16 protein-coding genes are annotated in these 15,334 nt (G+C 57.3%); 10 read left to right on the top strand and 6 right to left on the bottom strand.

Going from position 1 to position 15,334, the window contains the following annotated elements; all coding sequences use genetic code 11:
* Window positions 1-203: 203 nt before the first annotated feature.
* From ugpB to DDT56_RS11805, 6 genes are all read left to right on the top strand, one after another.
* Window positions 204-1,496: a sn-glycerol-3-phosphate ABC transporter substrate-binding protein UgpB gene (gene ugpB / locus DDT56_RS11780; RefSeq protein WP_136166721.1), complete on the top strand. Its 1,293-nt coding sequence runs from the start codon at window positions 204-206 to the stop codon at window positions 1,494-1,496.
* 75 nt (window positions 1,497-1,571) lie between these two features.
* Complete coding sequence (gene ugpA / locus DDT56_RS11785; RefSeq protein ID WP_009114900.1) at window positions 1,572-2,459, top strand: sn-glycerol-3-phosphate ABC transporter permease UgpA; 888 nt, start codon at window positions 1,572-1,574, stop codon at window positions 2,457-2,459.
* A complete protein-coding gene (gene ugpE, locus DDT56_RS11790) occupies window positions 2,456-3,301 on the top strand; it encodes a sn-glycerol-3-phosphate ABC transporter permease UgpE (protein ID WP_136166641.1) in 846 nt (281 codons plus the stop codon). The genes ugpA and ugpE overlap by 4 nt, the downstream gene beginning before the upstream one ends.
* Before the next feature lie 75 nt (window positions 3,302-3,376).
* A complete protein-coding gene (locus DDT56_RS11795) occupies window positions 3,377-4,450 on the top strand; it encodes a sn-glycerol-3-phosphate import ATP-binding protein UgpC (protein ID WP_136166642.1) in 1,074 nt (357 codons plus the stop codon).
* Window positions 4,450-5,199: a glycerophosphodiester phosphodiesterase gene (ugpQ, locus tag DDT56_RS11800; protein WP_136166643.1), complete on the top strand. Its 750-nt coding sequence runs from the start codon at window positions 4,450-4,452 to the stop codon at window positions 5,197-5,199. Before DDT56_RS11795 ends, ugpQ begins: the two co-directional genes overlap by 1 nt.
* A gap of 57 nt (window positions 5,200-5,256) precedes the next feature.
* Window positions 5,257-6,213, top strand: coding sequence for an AEC family transporter (locus DDT56_RS11805; RefSeq protein ID WP_136166644.1), 957 nt, complete (start codon window positions 5,257-5,259; stop codon window positions 6,211-6,213).
* A gap of 29 nt (window positions 6,214-6,242) precedes the next feature.
* On the opposite strand, the gene DDT56_RS11810 is transcribed toward DDT56_RS11805, so the two are convergent.
* Entirely contained in the window at window positions 6,243-6,530 is a 288-nt protein-coding gene (locus DDT56_RS11810; RefSeq protein ID WP_210417012.1) for a hypothetical protein, read from the bottom strand.
* Window positions 6,531-6,724: 194 nt separating this feature from the next.
* Between DDT56_RS11810 and DDT56_RS11815 the strand changes: the two genes are divergently transcribed.
* Complete coding sequence (locus tag DDT56_RS11815) at window positions 6,725-7,189, top strand: tRNA (cytidine(34)-2'-O)-methyltransferase (RefSeq protein ID WP_136166645.1); 465 nt, start codon at window positions 6,725-6,727, stop codon at window positions 7,187-7,189.
* 45 nt (window positions 7,190-7,234) lie between these two features.
* Here the strand turns inward: DDT56_RS11815 and cpxA are convergent, their stop codons facing one another.
* Window positions 7,235-8,605 (bottom strand): envelope stress sensor histidine kinase CpxA, encoded by a 1,371-nt coding sequence (cpxA, locus tag DDT56_RS11820; RefSeq protein ID WP_136166646.1) that lies wholly within the window; start codon window positions 8,603-8,605, stop codon window positions 7,235-7,237.
* Complete coding sequence (gene cpxR, locus DDT56_RS11825; protein WP_136166647.1) at window positions 8,602-9,300, bottom strand: envelope stress response regulator transcription factor CpxR; 699 nt, start codon at window positions 9,298-9,300, stop codon at window positions 8,602-8,604. The genes cpxA and cpxR overlap by 4 nt, the downstream gene beginning before the upstream one ends.
* A gap of 152 nt (window positions 9,301-9,452) precedes the next feature.
* Between cpxR and cpxP the strand changes: the two genes are divergently transcribed.
* Window positions 9,453-9,950: a cell-envelope stress modulator CpxP gene (cpxP, locus tag DDT56_RS11830; protein ID WP_136166648.1), complete on the top strand. Its 498-nt coding sequence runs from the start codon at window positions 9,453-9,455 to the stop codon at window positions 9,948-9,950.
* Window positions 9,951-10,209: 259 nt separating this feature from the next.
* On the opposite strand, the gene DDT56_RS11835 is transcribed toward cpxP, so the two are convergent.
* From DDT56_RS11835 to DDT56_RS11845, 3 genes are all read right to left on the bottom strand, one after another.
* Window positions 10,210-10,419, bottom strand: coding sequence for a hypothetical protein (locus DDT56_RS11835; RefSeq protein ID WP_136166649.1), 210 nt, complete (start codon window positions 10,417-10,419; stop codon window positions 10,210-10,212).
* Window positions 10,400-11,041: a hypothetical protein gene (locus tag DDT56_RS11840; protein WP_136166650.1), complete on the bottom strand. Its 642-nt coding sequence runs from the start codon at window positions 11,039-11,041 to the stop codon at window positions 10,400-10,402. Before DDT56_RS11840 ends, DDT56_RS11835 begins: the two co-directional genes overlap by 20 nt.
* A 268-nt stretch (window positions 11,042-11,309) precedes the next feature.
* Window positions 11,310-12,845: a flavocytochrome c gene (locus tag DDT56_RS11845; RefSeq protein WP_136166651.1), complete on the bottom strand. Its 1,536-nt coding sequence runs from the start codon at window positions 12,843-12,845 to the stop codon at window positions 11,310-11,312.
* A gap of 331 nt (window positions 12,846-13,176) precedes the next feature.
* Here DDT56_RS11845 and yhjD point away from each other — a divergent pair, with 331 nt between their 5' ends.
* Together yhjD and kdgK are read left to right on the top strand one after the other, a co-directional pair.
* A complete protein-coding gene (yhjD, locus tag DDT56_RS11850; RefSeq protein WP_136166652.1) occupies window positions 13,177-14,181 on the top strand; it encodes an inner membrane protein YhjD in 1,005 nt (334 codons plus the stop codon).
* Window positions 14,182-14,374: 193 nt separating this feature from the next.
* Window positions 14,375-15,307, top strand: coding sequence for a 2-dehydro-3-deoxygluconokinase (kdgK, locus tag DDT56_RS11855; protein ID WP_136166653.1), 933 nt, complete (start codon window positions 14,375-14,377; stop codon window positions 15,305-15,307).
* Window positions 15,308-15,334: the final 27 nt, after the last annotated feature.

Below are 15,334 nucleotides of genomic sequence, written 5' to 3' on the forward strand. Positions count from 1 at the left end.
CCATTTCCGCCGGCGATTTCCTCATCTTGTCGCGATTCACCGCGCTGTCATCCTGACGTCATTTATCCGTTATTTTTCCGTCATGAACGCATGTCATGTTACCTCCCGAATAAAAAAAAGCGCTCGCAGCCCAAGTCAGGCCCAAACTCCAGGAGACAAGCATGCTTAATCCGCTATTTCGTCAGGTACGTGTCATAAAAACAATGGCATGCGCCACACTCGCATTGGCTTGCAGCGCCAATGCGCAGGCGGCGACCGAAATCCCTTTCTGGCACTCGATGGAGGGCGAGCTGGGGAAAGAGGTCAATTCTCTGGTTGAGCGTTTTAACCAGTCCCACAGCGACGTGAAAATCGTCCCGGTCTATAAAGGCAACTACGAACAGAATCTGGCCGCCGGCATCGCCGCCTATCGCGCCGGCAACGCCCCGGCGATTTTGCAGGTTTATGAAGTGGGCACCGCCACCATGATGGCCAGCAAGGCCATCAAACCGGTGTATGAAGTGTTTAAAGACGCCGGCATCAATTTCGATGAGTCGATTTTCGTCCCCACCGTCTCCGGTTATTACACCGACGCCAAAAGCGGTCAGCTGTTATCCCAGCCCTTTAACAGCTCCACGCCGGTGCTGTACTACAACAAAGACGCGTTTAAAAAAGCCGGCTTAGACCCGGAGCAGCCGCCGAAAACCTGGCAGCAACTGGCCGAGTACACCGCCAAACTGCGCGCGGCGGGCTTGAAATGCGGCTATGCCAGCGGCTGGCAGGGCTGGATTCAGATTGAAAACTTCAGCGCCTGGCACGGCCTGCCGGTGGCCAGCAAAAACAACGGCTTCGACGGCGCCGACGCGGTGCTGGAATTCAACCAGCCGACGCAGGTTAAACATATTCAGCGTTTGCAGGATATGAATAAGCAAGGGAATTTCACCTATTTCGGGCGCAAGGATGAACCGACCGAGAAGTTCTACAACGGCGACTGCGCCATCACCACCGCCTCGTCCGGTTCGCTGGCGGATATCCGCCAGCACGCCAAATTCGACTACGGCGTGGGCATGATGCCGTATGACGCCGACGCGCAGGGCGCGCCGCAGAACGCCATTATCGGCGGGGCCAGCCTGTGGGTGCTGAACGGCAAAGACGCCGCCACCTATAAAGGCGTGGCCGAATTTATGCAGTTCCTGGCGCAGCCGGAAATCGCCGCGGAATGGCACCAGAAAACCGGTTATCTGCCCATCACCAAGGCCGCGTATGAACTGACGCAAAAGCAGGGTTTCTACGAGAAGAATCCGGGCGCGGATATCGCCACACGCCAGATGCTGAACAAGCCGCCGCTGCCGTTCACCAAAGGGCTGCGCCTGGGCAATATGCCGCAGATCCGTACCCTGGTGGACGAAGAGCTGGAAAGCGTGTGGACGGGTAAGAAAACCCCGCAGCAGGCGCTGGACAGCGCCGTTGCGCGCGGCAACGCCCTGCTGCGTCGCTTCGAGCAGTCAACGAAATAACCCTGTCGGCAATGCGCTGTATCGGGTCGCAGGGAAGCGGCCCGCCCCCTGGTGCAAGAGTTAATGAGTTCACGCATGACATCATCCCGTCCCGTTTTTAGCCGTAGCTGGTTGCCCTATATGCTGGTGCTGCCCCAGCTACTGATCACCGCGATTTTTTTCCTCTGGCCGGCCGGTCAGGCGCTGTGGTATTCGGTGCAAAGTCTCGATCCGTTCGGTCTGTCCAGCGAATTCGTCGGTATGGAAAATTTCAGGCAGTTGCTGGATAACCCCTACTATCTCGACTCCTTTTACACCACGCTGATCTTCAGTTTTCTGGTGGCGGGATTCGGCCTGCTGATTTCCCTGTTTCTGGCGGCGCTGGTGGACTATGTTATCCGCGCCAGCCGCCTGTATCAGACGCTGATTATTCTGCCCTACGCCGTCGCGCCGGCGGTGGCCGCCGTGCTGTGGATGTTTCTGTTCAACCCCGGTCTGGGGCTGATTACCCATTTTCTCGGCCTGCTGGGGTACTCATGGAACCACGCGCAAAACAGCGGCCAGGCGATGTTTCTGGTGGTGCTGGCGTCGGTCTGGAAACAAATTAGCTATAACTTCCTGTTTTTCCTGGCGGCGTTGCAGTCCATCCCCCGTTCGCTGATCGAAGCCGCGGCGATTGACGGCGCCGGGCCGGTGCGCCGCTTCTTCAATCTGGTGCTGCCGCTGATCTCGCCGGTAAGCTTTTTCCTGCTGGTCATCAATCTGGTGTACGCGTTCTTCGATACCTTCCCCATCATCGACGCCGCCACCGCCGGCGGCCCGGTGCAGTCCACCACTACGCTTATCTACAAAATTTACCGCGAAGGCTTTGCCGGGCTGGATCTCTCCAGCTCCGCCGCCCAGTCGGTGGTGCTGATGCTGCTGGTTATCGGGTTGACGGTGATTCAGTTCCGCTTTGTCGAACGGAGGGTGAACTACCAATGATTGAGAACCGACGCGGACTGGATATCTTCAGCCACCTGATGCTGATTGTCGGCATCGCCGCGGTGCTTTTCCCGCTGTACGTCGGGTTCGTCGCCGCCACGCTGGACGATCAACAGGTATTTCAGACGCCGATGACGCTGATCCCCGGCGCGCGCCTGTGGGAAAATCTGCGCCATATCTGGCTGCACGGCGCCGGCAACAGCGTCACGCCCTTCTGGCTGATGCTGCTGAACAGCCTGGTGATGGCGCTGGCGATTACCCTGGGCAAAATCACAGTGTCGATTTTGTCCGCCTACGCCATCGTCTATTTTCGCTTTCCGTTGCGCGGCCTGTTTTTCTGGATGATCTTCCTGACGCTGATGCTGCCGGTGGAAGTGCGAATCTTCCCCACGGTGGAGGTGATCGCCCGGCTGGAGATGATGGACAGCTACGCCGGGCTGACGCTGCCGCTGATGGCGTCGGCCACGGCGACGTTTCTGTTCCGGCAGTTTTTTATGACGCTGCCGCATGAGCTGCTGGAGGCGGCGCGCATCGACGGCGCCGGTCCGCTGCGCTTCTTTTTCGATATCGTGCTGCCGCTGTCGAAAACCAATCTGGCGGCGCTGTTCGTCATCACCTTTATCTACGGCTGGAACCAGTATCTGTGGCCGCTGCTGATTATCACCGATGCCAATCTCGGCACCGCGGTGGCCGGGATCAAAAGCATGATCGCCTCCGGCGACGGGGCGACGCAGTGGAATCAGGTGATGGCGGCGATGCTGCTGACCATGCTGCCTCCCCTGCTGGTGGTGCTGCTGATGCAGCGCTGGTTCGTGCGCGGTCTGGTCGACAGTGAAAAATAGCGGCGCAGGGCGGGCACGGCGCGCTGTCCAGCGCGCCGTCGCAAACGGCGTTGAAAAACCCACGGGACGTTTTTTATGGCATGTTTAAAACTTCAGGCCGTCAGCAAATCCTATGACGGCAAAACCCAGGTGATCCGCCCCATCGATCTCGACGTCGCCGACGGCGAGTTTGTGGTGATGGTCGGACCGTCCGGCTGCGGTAAATCCACCCTGCTGCGCATGGTCGCCGGGCTGGAACGGACCACCGGCGGCGATATTTATATCGATAATCAGCGGGTCACCGATCTGGAGCCCAAAGATCGCGGCATTGCGATGGTGTTCCAGAACTATGCGCTGTATCCCCATATGAGCGTGTATGACAATATGGCTTACGGTCTGAAAATCCGCGGTTTCGGCAAGGCACAGATTCGCCAGCAGGTGGAAGAAACGGCGCGGATTCTGGAGCTGCTGCCGCTATTGCAGCGCAAACCGCGGGAGCTGTCCGGCGGTCAGCGCCAGCGGGTGGCGATGGGACGCGCCATCGTGCGCGAGCCCGCGGTCTTTCTCTTTGACGAGCCGCTGTCAAACCTGGACGCCAAGCTGCGGGTGCAGATGCGGCTGGAGTTGCAGCAGCTGCATCGCCGTCTCAACACCACCAGCCTTTACGTCACCCACGATCAGGTAGAGGCGATGACGCTGGCGCAGCGCGTGATCGTGATGAATAAAGGCGTGGCCGAACAGATTGGCGCGCCGGCGGAGATTTATCGTCGTCCGGCATCGCTGTTTGTCGCCGGTTTTATCGGCTCGCCGGCGATGAATCTGTGGCCGGGCAGGATAAGCGACGATGGCGCGTGGTTTAAGCTGAGCGACGACGTGGCCCTGCCGCTGACGACGGCGAAACCGCAATGGCGCGGACGCGAGTTGACGCTGGGGGTAAGGCCGGAGCATATTCAACCGGCAACGCGCGAAACCGGCGGCGTTCCGCTGCAAATATCGACGCTGGAACTGCTGGGCGCGGATAATCTGGCGCACGGTCAATGGGGGACGCAAAAGGTGATCGTTCGCCTCTCCTACGAGCATTGCCCGGCGGCGGGCTCAACGCTCTGGCTGCATCTGCCGGAGTCATCATGGCATTGGTTTGATTCGCAAAGCGGATTACGGATGGAATAATGGTAAATACCTGGCCTTATCCGGCGATTGTCGCCCACCGCGGCGGCGGTTCGCTGGCGCCGGAAAACACGCTGGCGGCGATCGACGCGGGCGCCGATCTCGGGCACAAAATGATTGAATTTGACGCCAAGCTGTCGCAGGACTATCAAATCTTTTTGCTGCACGACGACCGCCTTGAGCGCACCAGCAACGGCTGGGGGATCGCCGGCGATCTGACCTGGGACAAGCTGGTCGGCCTGGATGTGGGAAGCTGGTTCGGCAAACGGTTTGCCGGCGAACGGCTGCCGCTATTATCGGAAGTCGCCAAACGCTGTAAGCAGTACGGCATGGCGGCCAATATCGAGATCAAGCCGACCACCGGCCACGAGCAGGAAACCGGGCGCCTTATCGCCCTCGCCGCGCGCCAGCTGTGGGCCGACCATCCGCTTGCGCCGCTGCTGTCCTCATTCTCGGTTCAGGCGCTGGAAGCGGCGCAGCAGGCGGCGCCCGAACTGCCGCGCGGCCTGCTGCTGGATGAATGGGACGACGACTGGCAAACCCTGACGCGGCGTTTAGCATGCCGGTCCATCCATCTTAACCATCGGTTGCTGACGGCGGAACGGGTGACCTTATTGCAGGCCGCCGGACTGCGAATTTTAGCGTATACCGTAAACGATCCGGCGCGAGCGCAAACTTTGCTTGATTGGGGCGTTGACTGTATCTGTACCGACCGGATAGATTTAATCGGCGCAGATTTTGCTGCCGGCTGAAATCTGTCCGCGTCCGTTCTTTCAGCAATTGGTGCCGGTTACTAAGGAAGTGGCTCAATGCCCGCATTTATCAGTTCCCTCTGGCACCAGATTTTTCTCTCTTTACCGCTGTTTGTTCTGATCGCGCTGGGTTACGGCCTGGTCCGTTATGCGAAATGGCCGACCACCACTACCGACGGCATGAGCCACTTTGTCTTCTCGGTGGCGATGCCGGCCATGCTATTCCGCCTGATGAGCGATTTTTCCAAACGCCCCGCGGTCGACGCCCGGCTGCTGATCGCTTTTTTCGGCAGTTGCCTGATCGTTTTTATATTGGGCCGCATTGTAGCGCGCCGGGTTTTTCATCTGGACGGCGTTTCCGGGTCCATTTTTTCGCTGAGCGGCATCTTCTCCAACAACGTTATGCTCGGGCTGCCGATCGCCACGCTGATGCTGGGCGAAGAGGCGATCCCCTCCGTGGCGCTGGTGGTGGTGTTTAACGGTCTGATCCTCTGGACGCTGGTGACGATATCGGTGGAGTGGGCGCGCAACGGGGCGCTTTCGCTGCAGGGGTTTACCAAAACCGCGCTGGGGGTGCTGAAAAACCCGTTGATCATCGGCATTATTTCCGGGACGGCGTTCAGCCTGACCGGCCTGTCCCTGCCGTCTTACGTCGACCAGCCGCTGAGCATGCTGGGGCAGATTGCGATGCCGCTATCGCTGGTCGCCCTGGGAATGGGGCTGGCGGAGTACCAGATCCGCGATGGCTGGCGGATCAGCAGCGCCATTTGCGCCATCAAGCTGCTGGTGCAACCGCTGGTGATTTGGGGCATCGCGCTGGCGCTCGGGCTGCCGGAAACGGAGACGCGGGCGGTGGTATTGCTGGGCTCGATGTCGGTGGGGGTGAACGTCTATCTGATGTCGCGCCAGTTCAACGTGCTGGGCGGTCCGGTGGCGTCAAGCCTGCTGATGTCGACGGCGCTGGCGGCCTTGACCACCCCGCTGATCCTGACCCTGATGGGCGTGCGATTATAGCGGTGCGTGCAGGGACGTTAGCGCGTCTGTTACTGCGGCAGCATCTTTTGCTGAGCGCTTCGTTGTTGCTCCTGCTGTAGCTGCTGTCTTTGCTGTTGCTGTAGCTGGGTATTGCGCTGCTGTAATTGCTGATTCAGCTGTTGCTTCTGCAATTGTTGATTCTGCTGCATACGCTGTTGCAACTGCTTCTGGCTGTTGATGCCGCTCTCATACTGCTGCTGCCGTACCGACGGCGCAGGCTTGTCGGCCGCCTGCCCGATCGGCGGCAGGGAAAACAGCGCGATCAGCGACGCGGTTATCAGTCTGGTTTTCATCATCACCTCATCTGTAAGACGCCCGACTCATCGGGCGTAACGCATCGGTTCATGGTACGGAATGGTTTATCCGCTACCTTAAGTGTAGAACAAAGAGCGCGGCGATTGTCTGAATTCTCCTCATACGCGGAATGTGGGGCCGCCCGACGGAATGTTATATACTGCCGCAGAATTCTTCCTGGCATTGAAGTTATCCCATGTTTCATATTGCGCTCTATGAGCCACAAATCGCGCCGAATACCGGCAATATCATCCGTCTGGCCGCCAATAACGGCTGCACGCTGCACCTGATTGAACCGCTGGGCTTTGATTTTGAAGAGAAGAAGCTGCGCCGGGCGGGGCTGGATTATCACGATCTGGCCAACGTCAGCCGCCATAAAAATTATCAGGATTTTCTGGCGGTGGTCGCCGGACGGCGCATTTTCGCCTGCACCACCAAAGGCAGCCGGCCTTACGACCGGCCGGCCTATCAGCCGGGCGACGTGCTGCTGTTCGGCTCGGAAACCGCCGGCCTGCCGGATGATATCCGCAACGGCTTTGCCGCGGACTTCCGTATCCGCATCCCCATGCAGCCGGAGAGCCGCAGCCTCAACCTGTCGAACGCGGTCGCCATCATCAGCTATGAAGCCTGGCGGCAGAACGGCTTCGGCGGCCGCGCCTAGCGGCCTGGGACGTCAAATTCGATTCTGATTACCCTGGCCGCGGCGCTAGCGCTGGTCCAGCGGCAGCCAGATAACCAGCCGCAGGCCGCCCAGCGGGCTATCTTCCGCTTTCACCCAGCCTTTATGCTGCGAGATCGCCGTTTCCACGATGGCCAGACCTAACCCGGTACCGCCCGACTCCCGATCGCGGGCTTCATCGGTGCGATAAAACGGACGGAAGATTTGCTCGCGATCTTCCGGGCTGACGCCGGGGCCGTCATCGTCCACTTTGATGGTAATGCCCTGATTATCAACGGAGAAAGCGACTTCAATATGATGATGGGAATAACGCAGCGCATTGCGGACAATATTTTCCAGCGCGCTGTCGAGCGCGGCGGGATTGCCATACAGCGTCCACGGCCCCGGCGGATAGGGCACCTCCAGCGTTTTCCCCATTTGCTCCGCTTCAAAACGGGCGTCATCCAGCACATCGCCCCACAGTTCGTCGGCGCGGATAAATTCGCGGGTGAGTTCGTTCTTATGCTGATTGCGCGACAGCACCAGCAGGTCATTAATCATGCCGTCCAGCCGCTGGGTCTCGGTTTCGATGCGGGCGAGCTCATGGCCTTCCCCCTGACGCCTGCGCAGCAATGCGGTGGCAAGCTGCAGACGGGTAAGCGGAGTGCGCAGTTCGTGTGAAATATCCGACAGCAGGCGTTGCTGGGCGGTGACCATGCGATCCAGCGCGCTGACCATCTGATTAAAACTAACCCCCGTCGCCAGAAACTCCTGCGGTCCGGCCTCCAGCTCGGGGTGTTGACGCAGGCTGCCCCGCGCGACTTCGTCCGCCGCGTATTTCAGTTTACGCGCCGGCTTGGCCAGGCTCCAGGCAAGCCATAACAACAAGGGTGAGCTGATCAGCATGGTGAAGATCAACAGCAGCAACGGCCGGTCGAACAACAGGTTGATAAAATCCGACTGTAAACTGCTCGCCGGGCGGATCAGGTAAAGCTGGTAGTTATCCTCGCCGTCGCGGATGGAAAACGGCCCCAGCAGCTCCACGCGGCCATATTTCTTTTTTTGCGGATGATCGGCGTTGTCGGACAGGCCGATAAAGTTGCGCACAATTTGCGTTTCGCTTTTCTGCGCGCCCAGCACCCGCCCTTCGCTGGTCACCAATAACAGCCGCTGCCCCGGCGGCGCCCATTTCTCAATCACCCAGAATAACCTCACCCACCAGCGCAAATCGTTGGCCGGGGTATTGGCCAGATCGGCCTCGATATGCTGCTCCAGCATGATGCCTTGCCGCTGCTCGCTTTCCAGCAACGCGGTGAGCTGGCGGGAATCGAGCTTCGGCACCATCAGCACCAGCATCAGCACCAGCGCCAGCGTCAGCCAGAAAATCGCGAAAATGCGCGCGGTCAGGCTATTAATCATGCAGCAGACACCATCAGGTAACCTCGTCCGCGTAATGTCTTAAACCACGGCAACCCGTCTTTGCGCTGCGGTAATTTGCGCCGCAGATTGGAGATATGCATATCAATGGCGCGGTCAAACGGCGTAAGGCGCTTGCCCAGCACCTCCTGACTCAGGTGCTCGCGCGAGACAACCTGACCCAGCCGCTGCGCCAGCAGATACAGCAGCGTAAATTCGGTGCCGGTCAGATCCAGCACGGTTTCATCGAAGCTGGCTTCCTGCCGGCCCGGATTGAGCCGCAGACCGTCAACCTCCAGCGTGGGAGCGCTGGATTCGCCGGACTGTTGCTGATCCGTCCAGTTGGAGCGCCGCAGAATGGCGCGGATACGGGCCACCAGTTCGCGGTCGTTAAAGGGTTTCGGCAGATAATCGTCCGCGCCTAATTCCAGACCCAGTACCCGGTCCAGCTCGCTGCCGCGGGCGGTTAACATGATCACCGGCGTCTGATGCTGCTGGCGCAACTCTTTTAAGGTATCGATACCGTTTTTCTTCGGCATCATCACATCCAGCAATAGCAGATCGATCGTGCTATCCAATACGTTTAACGCCTGCTCGCCGTCATAGGCGACAACGACGTTAAAACCTTCCATTTCGAGCAATTCTTTTAATAAAGAGGTTAGCTCTCTATCGTCATCAACCAACAGGATCTTATTCATGTTTTATCTACCTCCAGGGGCAAAATACGTCATAGATTAGCGCTATTCCATGACTTTACGTAGTTTTACATCCTCTGACGCATGTTTGCAGCAAGACGATTAGACTGATGCTCATTGATTCACAGAACGGCACGCCAATCGGGGAATTTTTGATGCATCAAGTCACAACGTTATCTCTTGCCTCACTGCTGATGCTGAGCGCTTTCACCGCATTTGCAGCGGGTGTTGAGGGGACGTCTGTGAATGGCTGTCAGGATGACTCAGCCATCAAACGAATTCCCGGTCAGCAGGGGATGTTTGACGGCGTGAAGTTAAGCGTTCAGCAACGTCAGCAGATGCGCGATTTGATGCATCAGGGCCGTCAGGACGCTCCGGCGTTTAATACCGAAGATATTGAAACCATGCATAAGCTGGTTATCGCCAACCGATTTGATGAAGCCGCGGTTCGCGCTCAGATAACCAGGATGACGCAGGTACAGATTGAACGTCAGGTCCAGATGACCCGGGTGCGCAACCAGATGTATAACCTGCTGACCAGCGAGCAGAAAGAAATTTTAGATCAGAAACACCAACAGCGCATGAAAGAGATGCAGCAGCAGATATCCCTGTTTAACCAGACGCCAAGTCAATTACCGGGCGTGAACGAGTAGTAACCCCTAGCAGTGAGTGAGTAGTGTAGTTCGAGTAATAGATACCAATTTCCTTGCCATAGACACCATCCCTGTCTTTTGCCCTCCATGACGGAGGGCTTTTTTTTGGCGGATTCCGGGGAAACCGTTTTAAAACAACCACCTATTAAGCGACTGCAAGCAACTGCAAGCGGTTAAAAAGTGGTCAAAAACGGGCCGTTTTCCGCTGGTGATTAGCGCTGGTTTATGGGGTACAGTTTACGCAATGCGGGACTTATTTTTATTTGCGATCTTCTTTCGCAGAAATTAGCCAGGACAGCCAGTAGAAAAAAACACCAGCAACGAAAACGAGCACTGGTGCTATCAGGCTCATAATTCCATCATTGGCAAAAATCGCAATAAAAATACCGATTACCACAGCGATTATCACCACGGCTCCTGAAAGCTCAGATAAAACTTTCCTGACAAACTTAAAGATTTTCGATTTCACGCAACAACTGCTCCGTTTTAGCTGGATTTTTTCGAAGAGTATCACCAAGCTCAATAAAATTTTCTAACGGCTTCTCAAATAGAAAATAGAGCATATCAAAGTCATTAACATACAGGGCACGCCATAGCTCCGGGTTTTCCAGGCTTAGTCTTCTGGAAGCATCCGCCGCTCGGGAAAGAACGCCTTGAAGCACTACCCCGCCCACCAATGAACCAGTCCAAAGCCGCAAGGATAGTTTGGATATGGTTGTAGCCATCATTCCGCCAACAACTTTTGAACCGAGATAACCGGAAACTGCCAGTTGAGTAGCGGATCGGGAAGCCATGGCAGTTGCTGAGCCGATAAGCTTATCAGAGATTCTTTTTAGCGCGGAGTCAGGCAGATTTGAAAGCGCATTGTTGATGATCAGGTCAGCGACCTGTTTCAAAACGGCTTGGTTTTTGAAGAGCCTGACTAGTGTCCGGTAGAATCGCGCATCATCGTTAAAGTTACGGCGCTGAATATTTCTGCCACCATCGGACAGACTGAGATCCTGGAATGTCCTTTCAAGACCCAGGTAAAAATCCATAGGTAGCGATGCAATACCATCAGCGACCGATATCGCTAGGGTTTTAGCGTCCATACATCCCCAAGTGGTTTCAATCAGAATCCTAAGAATATAGCAAGATTGGTTGAATAATGTACAACTTCTTGCTGTTGGAGCCTTGGATAACAGGGCTCGCAAAAGTGCGGATGATGTGTAGATATTACCTGAGAAAAATCGATCGCCATCCCTGCCTTTTGCCCGCCGCAGTTGGCTGACATATTAAATAATGGCGTCAAGCGGCACGAATCCGCAATAGCCGACATCGCCGTTTGGCGGCCGCCGGCAGGCGGCCTGCCTTTCACGCTCAGGCGGTAAGCGCGGCGTTTTTCCCGGCGATGCGGCCGAAAACAATGCAGTCCGTCATGGCGACGCTGCCGAGCCTGACCGCGCCGTGCACGCCGCCGACGGTTTCGCCGGCGGCATACAGGCCGGGGATAGGCTTGAGATCGAAGCCGATTACCTGGGCATCCTTGTTGATCGCCAGCCCGCCCATGGTGTGGTGCACCCGCGGCCACAGGCGCGCGGCGTAAAACGGCGGCGTGACGTTAGGCGCGGCATCCTTGAAGATCATACAGCCAAGGTCCGGATCCTCTTCATTACGCTGCTCGATAAACGAATTCCAGCGTTTCACCTGTTCGGTAAATGCCGCTACCGGCATCTGATAGGCCTGCGCCAGCTCTTCCAGGGTGTTGAACATTTTTAACGATCCGTTTTTCAACGCGCCCTCCCGCTGCCCCGGATCGACCATGTTCATGGTATTGGTTTTATCGGCGATAATCACCGCCGGATGACCCAGCAGGATAATCGCATCGGCGCGTTCCTTACGGTTGCCCGTCTCTTTGAAGAAGCGTTTTCCGCTGGCGGGATCAACCATCAGCCCGTAGCCGACGATACGCTCCACAAACTGCGGGACATAGCCGAACCCCTGTTCGTCGGGGCTGGTCCAGGGCCCCAGTTGGATCCAGTCCATCTGCGTATCCAGCGCGCCCACCATGCAGGCCGCCATAATCGCTTCGCCGGTGGCCCCCGGATGATTGGTGGAGGTGAACTCCTCGGTCAGTCTGGGATCATACATCTGGCGTAACGCCACCCCTTGAGAAAATCCGCCGGATGCCAGCACCACGCCCTTGACGGCGCGGATATAGGCGATATCGCCGGAGTCCTCGTCCGGAAATTTGTAGCGCCGTCTGACCTCGGCCCCGATTACCCTGCCGTCCGGATCGACGATCAGGCGCAGCAGTTTGGTGCGCTGTTCAATCACCGCGCCCAGCTCCCTGGCCTTCTGCTGCTGTTTCATAATCAGGCCCGAGCCGGAACGCTGCGCCAGCTGGTGCGCGCGCTTCACGGAATGGCCGCCGTGGTAGTTGACGACGTTAAACTCCGCGCCGATACTCTGCGCCCATTCGAGGGCTTCCACCGAATGTTCAGCCACGGTTTTGGCCAGTTCCGGATAGTTGAGCCAGCTGCCCGCTTTCATCATGTCCTGATACATCAGCTCCGGCGAATCCTGGATGCCCGCTTCCTTCTGCATTTTGGAGCCCGCGGCGGCCAGATCCCCGCCGTTAAGCACGGAATTGCCCCCCAGCAGCGGCATTTTGTCAATAATCAGTACGCCTGCCTTGGCGTTACGCGCTTCAATCGCGGCGGCCAGCCCGGCGAACCCGGTGCCGACAATCAGCACGTCCACCGTGGTGTCCCACTTCTGCGGTATCGGCACCGGGCCGGGCACCGCCTGCGCCGGTCGGGATAACGCCATGCCCCCCAGCGCGCCGATGACGGCGCCGGTCGATTTCAGAAAATGACGGCGGCTCTGCGGATCGGATATTGGTTTTTTGCTCATTGAATTATCTCCATGTTCAAAAACGGTAAATCACGATAAAAAAATACGCTGGATAATTCGTCGGATGACCTGGATAAAACCACTGCGTTTCATCATTGTTGGCATTGGAATATTTCATAGGCGGGTGATGAAATACGCGCCGGCAGGTGAATTATTGAACGGCTCAGCACCTGCCGATATTTCAACACAAAACACAGGGATTTAAACGTGAGTCCACTCTCACTGCGGTGATTGACCCAGCAAAGCCGAGGTAATTCGGCGATTGCCGTAACATTCTCATATTGTTGGTTATAATCAATCTCACAGAAACCCTGACCGCAGGAGAAGATCAATGCCAGTACCGGCAGACCCGGAACATCATTCTCATCCGGCCCAGACAGAAGATAAACCGGCACCGCCACGCACCCTTGTGACCCGGACCAAACGGTGGGTGCAACGTTTTCAGGCCATTCCCAGCGTGGCGCACGTGATCCGTGCGGGCGAACGCTTTAACGACCGGATGGGCAATCAGTTTGGCGCGGCGATCACCTATTTTTCCTTTCTGTCGCTGATACCGATACTCATGGTCTCCTTTGCCGCGGTGGGTTTTGTGCTGGCCTCCAACCCGGACCTGCTGACCGAGTTGATTAACCGCATCGTCAACAGCATCAGCGATCCCAATCTGGCGAATACGCTGAAAAATACGGTGAATACCGCCATTCAGCAACGTACCACCGTCGGGATCACCGGGTTGCTTATCGCCCTTTATTCCGGCATCAGTTGGATGGGGAATTTACGCGAGGCCATCCGCGCGCAGTCGCGCGACGTCTGGGAGCGCAACCCGCAGGATGAGGAGAAGATTTATTTTCAATATACGCGGGACTTTCTGTCTCTCACCGGGCTGATGGTGGCGCTGGTCGTGACGCTGTTCCTGACATCCGTCGCCGGCACGGCGCAGGATATTATCGTCAATGCGCTGGGATTGGGGGGCATTGAATGGCTGCGCCCCGCGCTGACCCTGATCGCCCTGTCGATCTCCATTTTCGCCAACTACCTTTTGTTTTTATGGATCTTCTTTGTGCTGCCGCGGCATAAGCCCAAACGTAAGGCGCTGTTCCGCGGCACCTTGATCGCCGCCATCGGTTTCGAAGCCATTAAATTCGCCATGACCGTCGCGCTGCCTAAACTGGCGAGCTCCCCTTCCGGAGCCGCTTTCGGTTCCGTTATCGGTCTGATGGCATTTTTCTATCTGTTCGCCCGGCTGACGCTATTCTGCGCCGCCTGGATTGCCACCGCCAATTATAAAGGCGATACCTCGACGGACCGTAATCAACGGCAGGACAAGGCGCCGAAATAGCGCGCCGGCGATAGGCGTCCGGCAGATTTCATCGATTGGCAAAAGGGATCGGAAAGCGTCGGTTTTCCGATCCCTGTCATGAAAAAAATAAAACAGCATTTCAAGACTATTGACTCAGCGTCTCGTTATGTTGAGACTGAGGGTAACTTCCGCATGTTACCGACGTCTTCTTTTTTCAAACAGGCCAGCAGTGATGACAACCAATAACATTGCCGTAATCGGCGAATGCATGATCGAACTGTCGCAAAAAGGTACGGATCTTAACCGCGGCTTTGGCGGCGATACGCTGAATACCGCCGTGTATATTGCGCGCCAGGTCAGGCCCGAGGCATTGGGCGTGCACTACGTTACCGCGCTCGGCACCGATAGCTTCAGTGAAGAGATGATTGCCGCGTGGCAAAAAGAGGGGGTAAAAACCGATCTTACCCAGCGGCTGGAAAATAAACTGCCCGGTTTATATTTTATCGAAACCGACGGCGGCGGCGAGCGCAGGTTCTACTACTGGCGCAACGATGCCGCCGCCCGTTACTGGCTGGACAGCGCCGACGCCGAAAAAATCTGCCGGCGTCTGGCGCGGTTTGAGTATCTCTATCTGAGCGGCATCAGCCTGGCGATCCTCAATAGCGCAAGCCGCCAGCGCCTTTTAGCCTTATTGCGCGCCTGCCGCGCCAACGGCGGTAAGGTTATTTTCGACAACAACTATCGTCCACGCCTGTGGCAAAGCCGGGAAGAGGCGCAGCAAGCCTATACCGACCAGTTGTCCTGCACTGATATCGCCTTCCTGACGCTGGATGATGAAGATATGCTGTGGGGAACCCAGCCCGTCGGCGCCGTGCTTGAACGCACACACGGTTTAGGCGTAGCGGAAATCGTGATCAAGCGCGGCGCCGACGCCTGCCTCGTTTCACAGCGGGGAGAGGAATTGATCGACGTTCCCGCCGTGAAGCTGCCGCAAGAGAAAGTGGTCGATACCACCGCCGCGGGCGACTCTTTCAGCGCCGGGTATCTGGCGGTGCGTCTGAACGGCGGCGACGCGCGGGAAGCCGCGCTGCGCGGCCACCTGACCGCCAGCACGGTTATCCAGCATCGCGGGGCGATTATCCCGCCGGAAGCGATGCCGGGCTGAGGTTGCTGACAAAGTCGCCTGTAAGCC

It is taken from the genome of Brenneria corticis (genome assembly GCF_003115855.1).
Taxonomy (GTDB): domain Bacteria; phylum Pseudomonadota; class Gammaproteobacteria; order Enterobacterales; family Enterobacteriaceae; genus Brenneria; species Brenneria corticis.

What these genes read in the sequence shown, in the direction of transcription:
- DDT56_RS11840 (WP_136166650.1), bottom strand. Translation starts at nt 11,041, where the DNA reads ATGGACGCTAAAACCCTAGCGATATCGGTCGCTGATGGTATTGCATCG.
- cpxA (WP_136166646.1), bottom strand. Translation starts at nt 8,605, where the DNA reads ATGATTAATAGCCTGACCGCGCGCATTTTCGCGATTTTCTGGCTGACG.
- DDT56_RS11845 (WP_136166651.1), bottom strand. Translation starts at nt 12,845, where the DNA reads ATGAGCAAAAAACCAATATCCGATCCGCAGAGCCGCCGTCATTTTCTG.
- ugpA (WP_009114900.1), top strand. Translation starts at nt 1,572, where the DNA reads ATGACATCATCCCGTCCCGTTTTTAGCCGTAGCTGGTTGCCCTATATG.
- ugpB (WP_136166721.1), top strand. Translation starts at nt 204, where the DNA reads ATGGCATGCGCCACACTCGCATTGGCTTGCAGCGCCAATGCGCAGGCG.
- ugpE (WP_136166641.1), top strand. Translation starts at nt 2,456, where the DNA reads ATGATTGAGAACCGACGCGGACTGGATATCTTCAGCCACCTGATGCTG.
- ugpQ (WP_136166643.1), top strand. Translation starts at nt 4,450, where the DNA reads ATGGTAAATACCTGGCCTTATCCGGCGATTGTCGCCCACCGCGGCGGC.
- kdgK (WP_136166653.1), top strand. Translation starts at nt 14,375, where the DNA reads ATGACAACCAATAACATTGCCGTAATCGGCGAATGCATGATCGAACTG.
- DDT56_RS11815 (WP_136166645.1), top strand. Translation starts at nt 6,725, where the DNA reads ATGTTTCATATTGCGCTCTATGAGCCACAAATCGCGCCGAATACCGGC.
- DDT56_RS11810 (WP_210417012.1), bottom strand. Translation starts at nt 6,530, where the DNA reads ATGATGAAAACCAGACTGATAACCGCGTCGCTGATCGCGCTGTTTTCC.
- cpxP (WP_136166648.1), top strand. Translation starts at nt 9,453, where the DNA reads ATGCATCAAGTCACAACGTTATCTCTTGCCTCACTGCTGATGCTGAGC.
- cpxR (WP_136166647.1), bottom strand. Translation starts at nt 9,300, where the DNA reads ATGAATAAGATCCTGTTGGTTGATGACGATAGAGAGCTAACCTCTTTA.
- yhjD (WP_136166652.1), top strand. Translation starts at nt 13,177, where the DNA reads ATGCCAGTACCGGCAGACCCGGAACATCATTCTCATCCGGCCCAGACA.
- DDT56_RS11795 (WP_136166642.1), top strand. Translation starts at nt 3,377, where the DNA reads ATGGCATGTTTAAAACTTCAGGCCGTCAGCAAATCCTATGACGGCAAA.
- DDT56_RS11805 (WP_136166644.1), top strand. Translation starts at nt 5,257, where the DNA reads ATGCCCGCATTTATCAGTTCCCTCTGGCACCAGATTTTTCTCTCTTTA.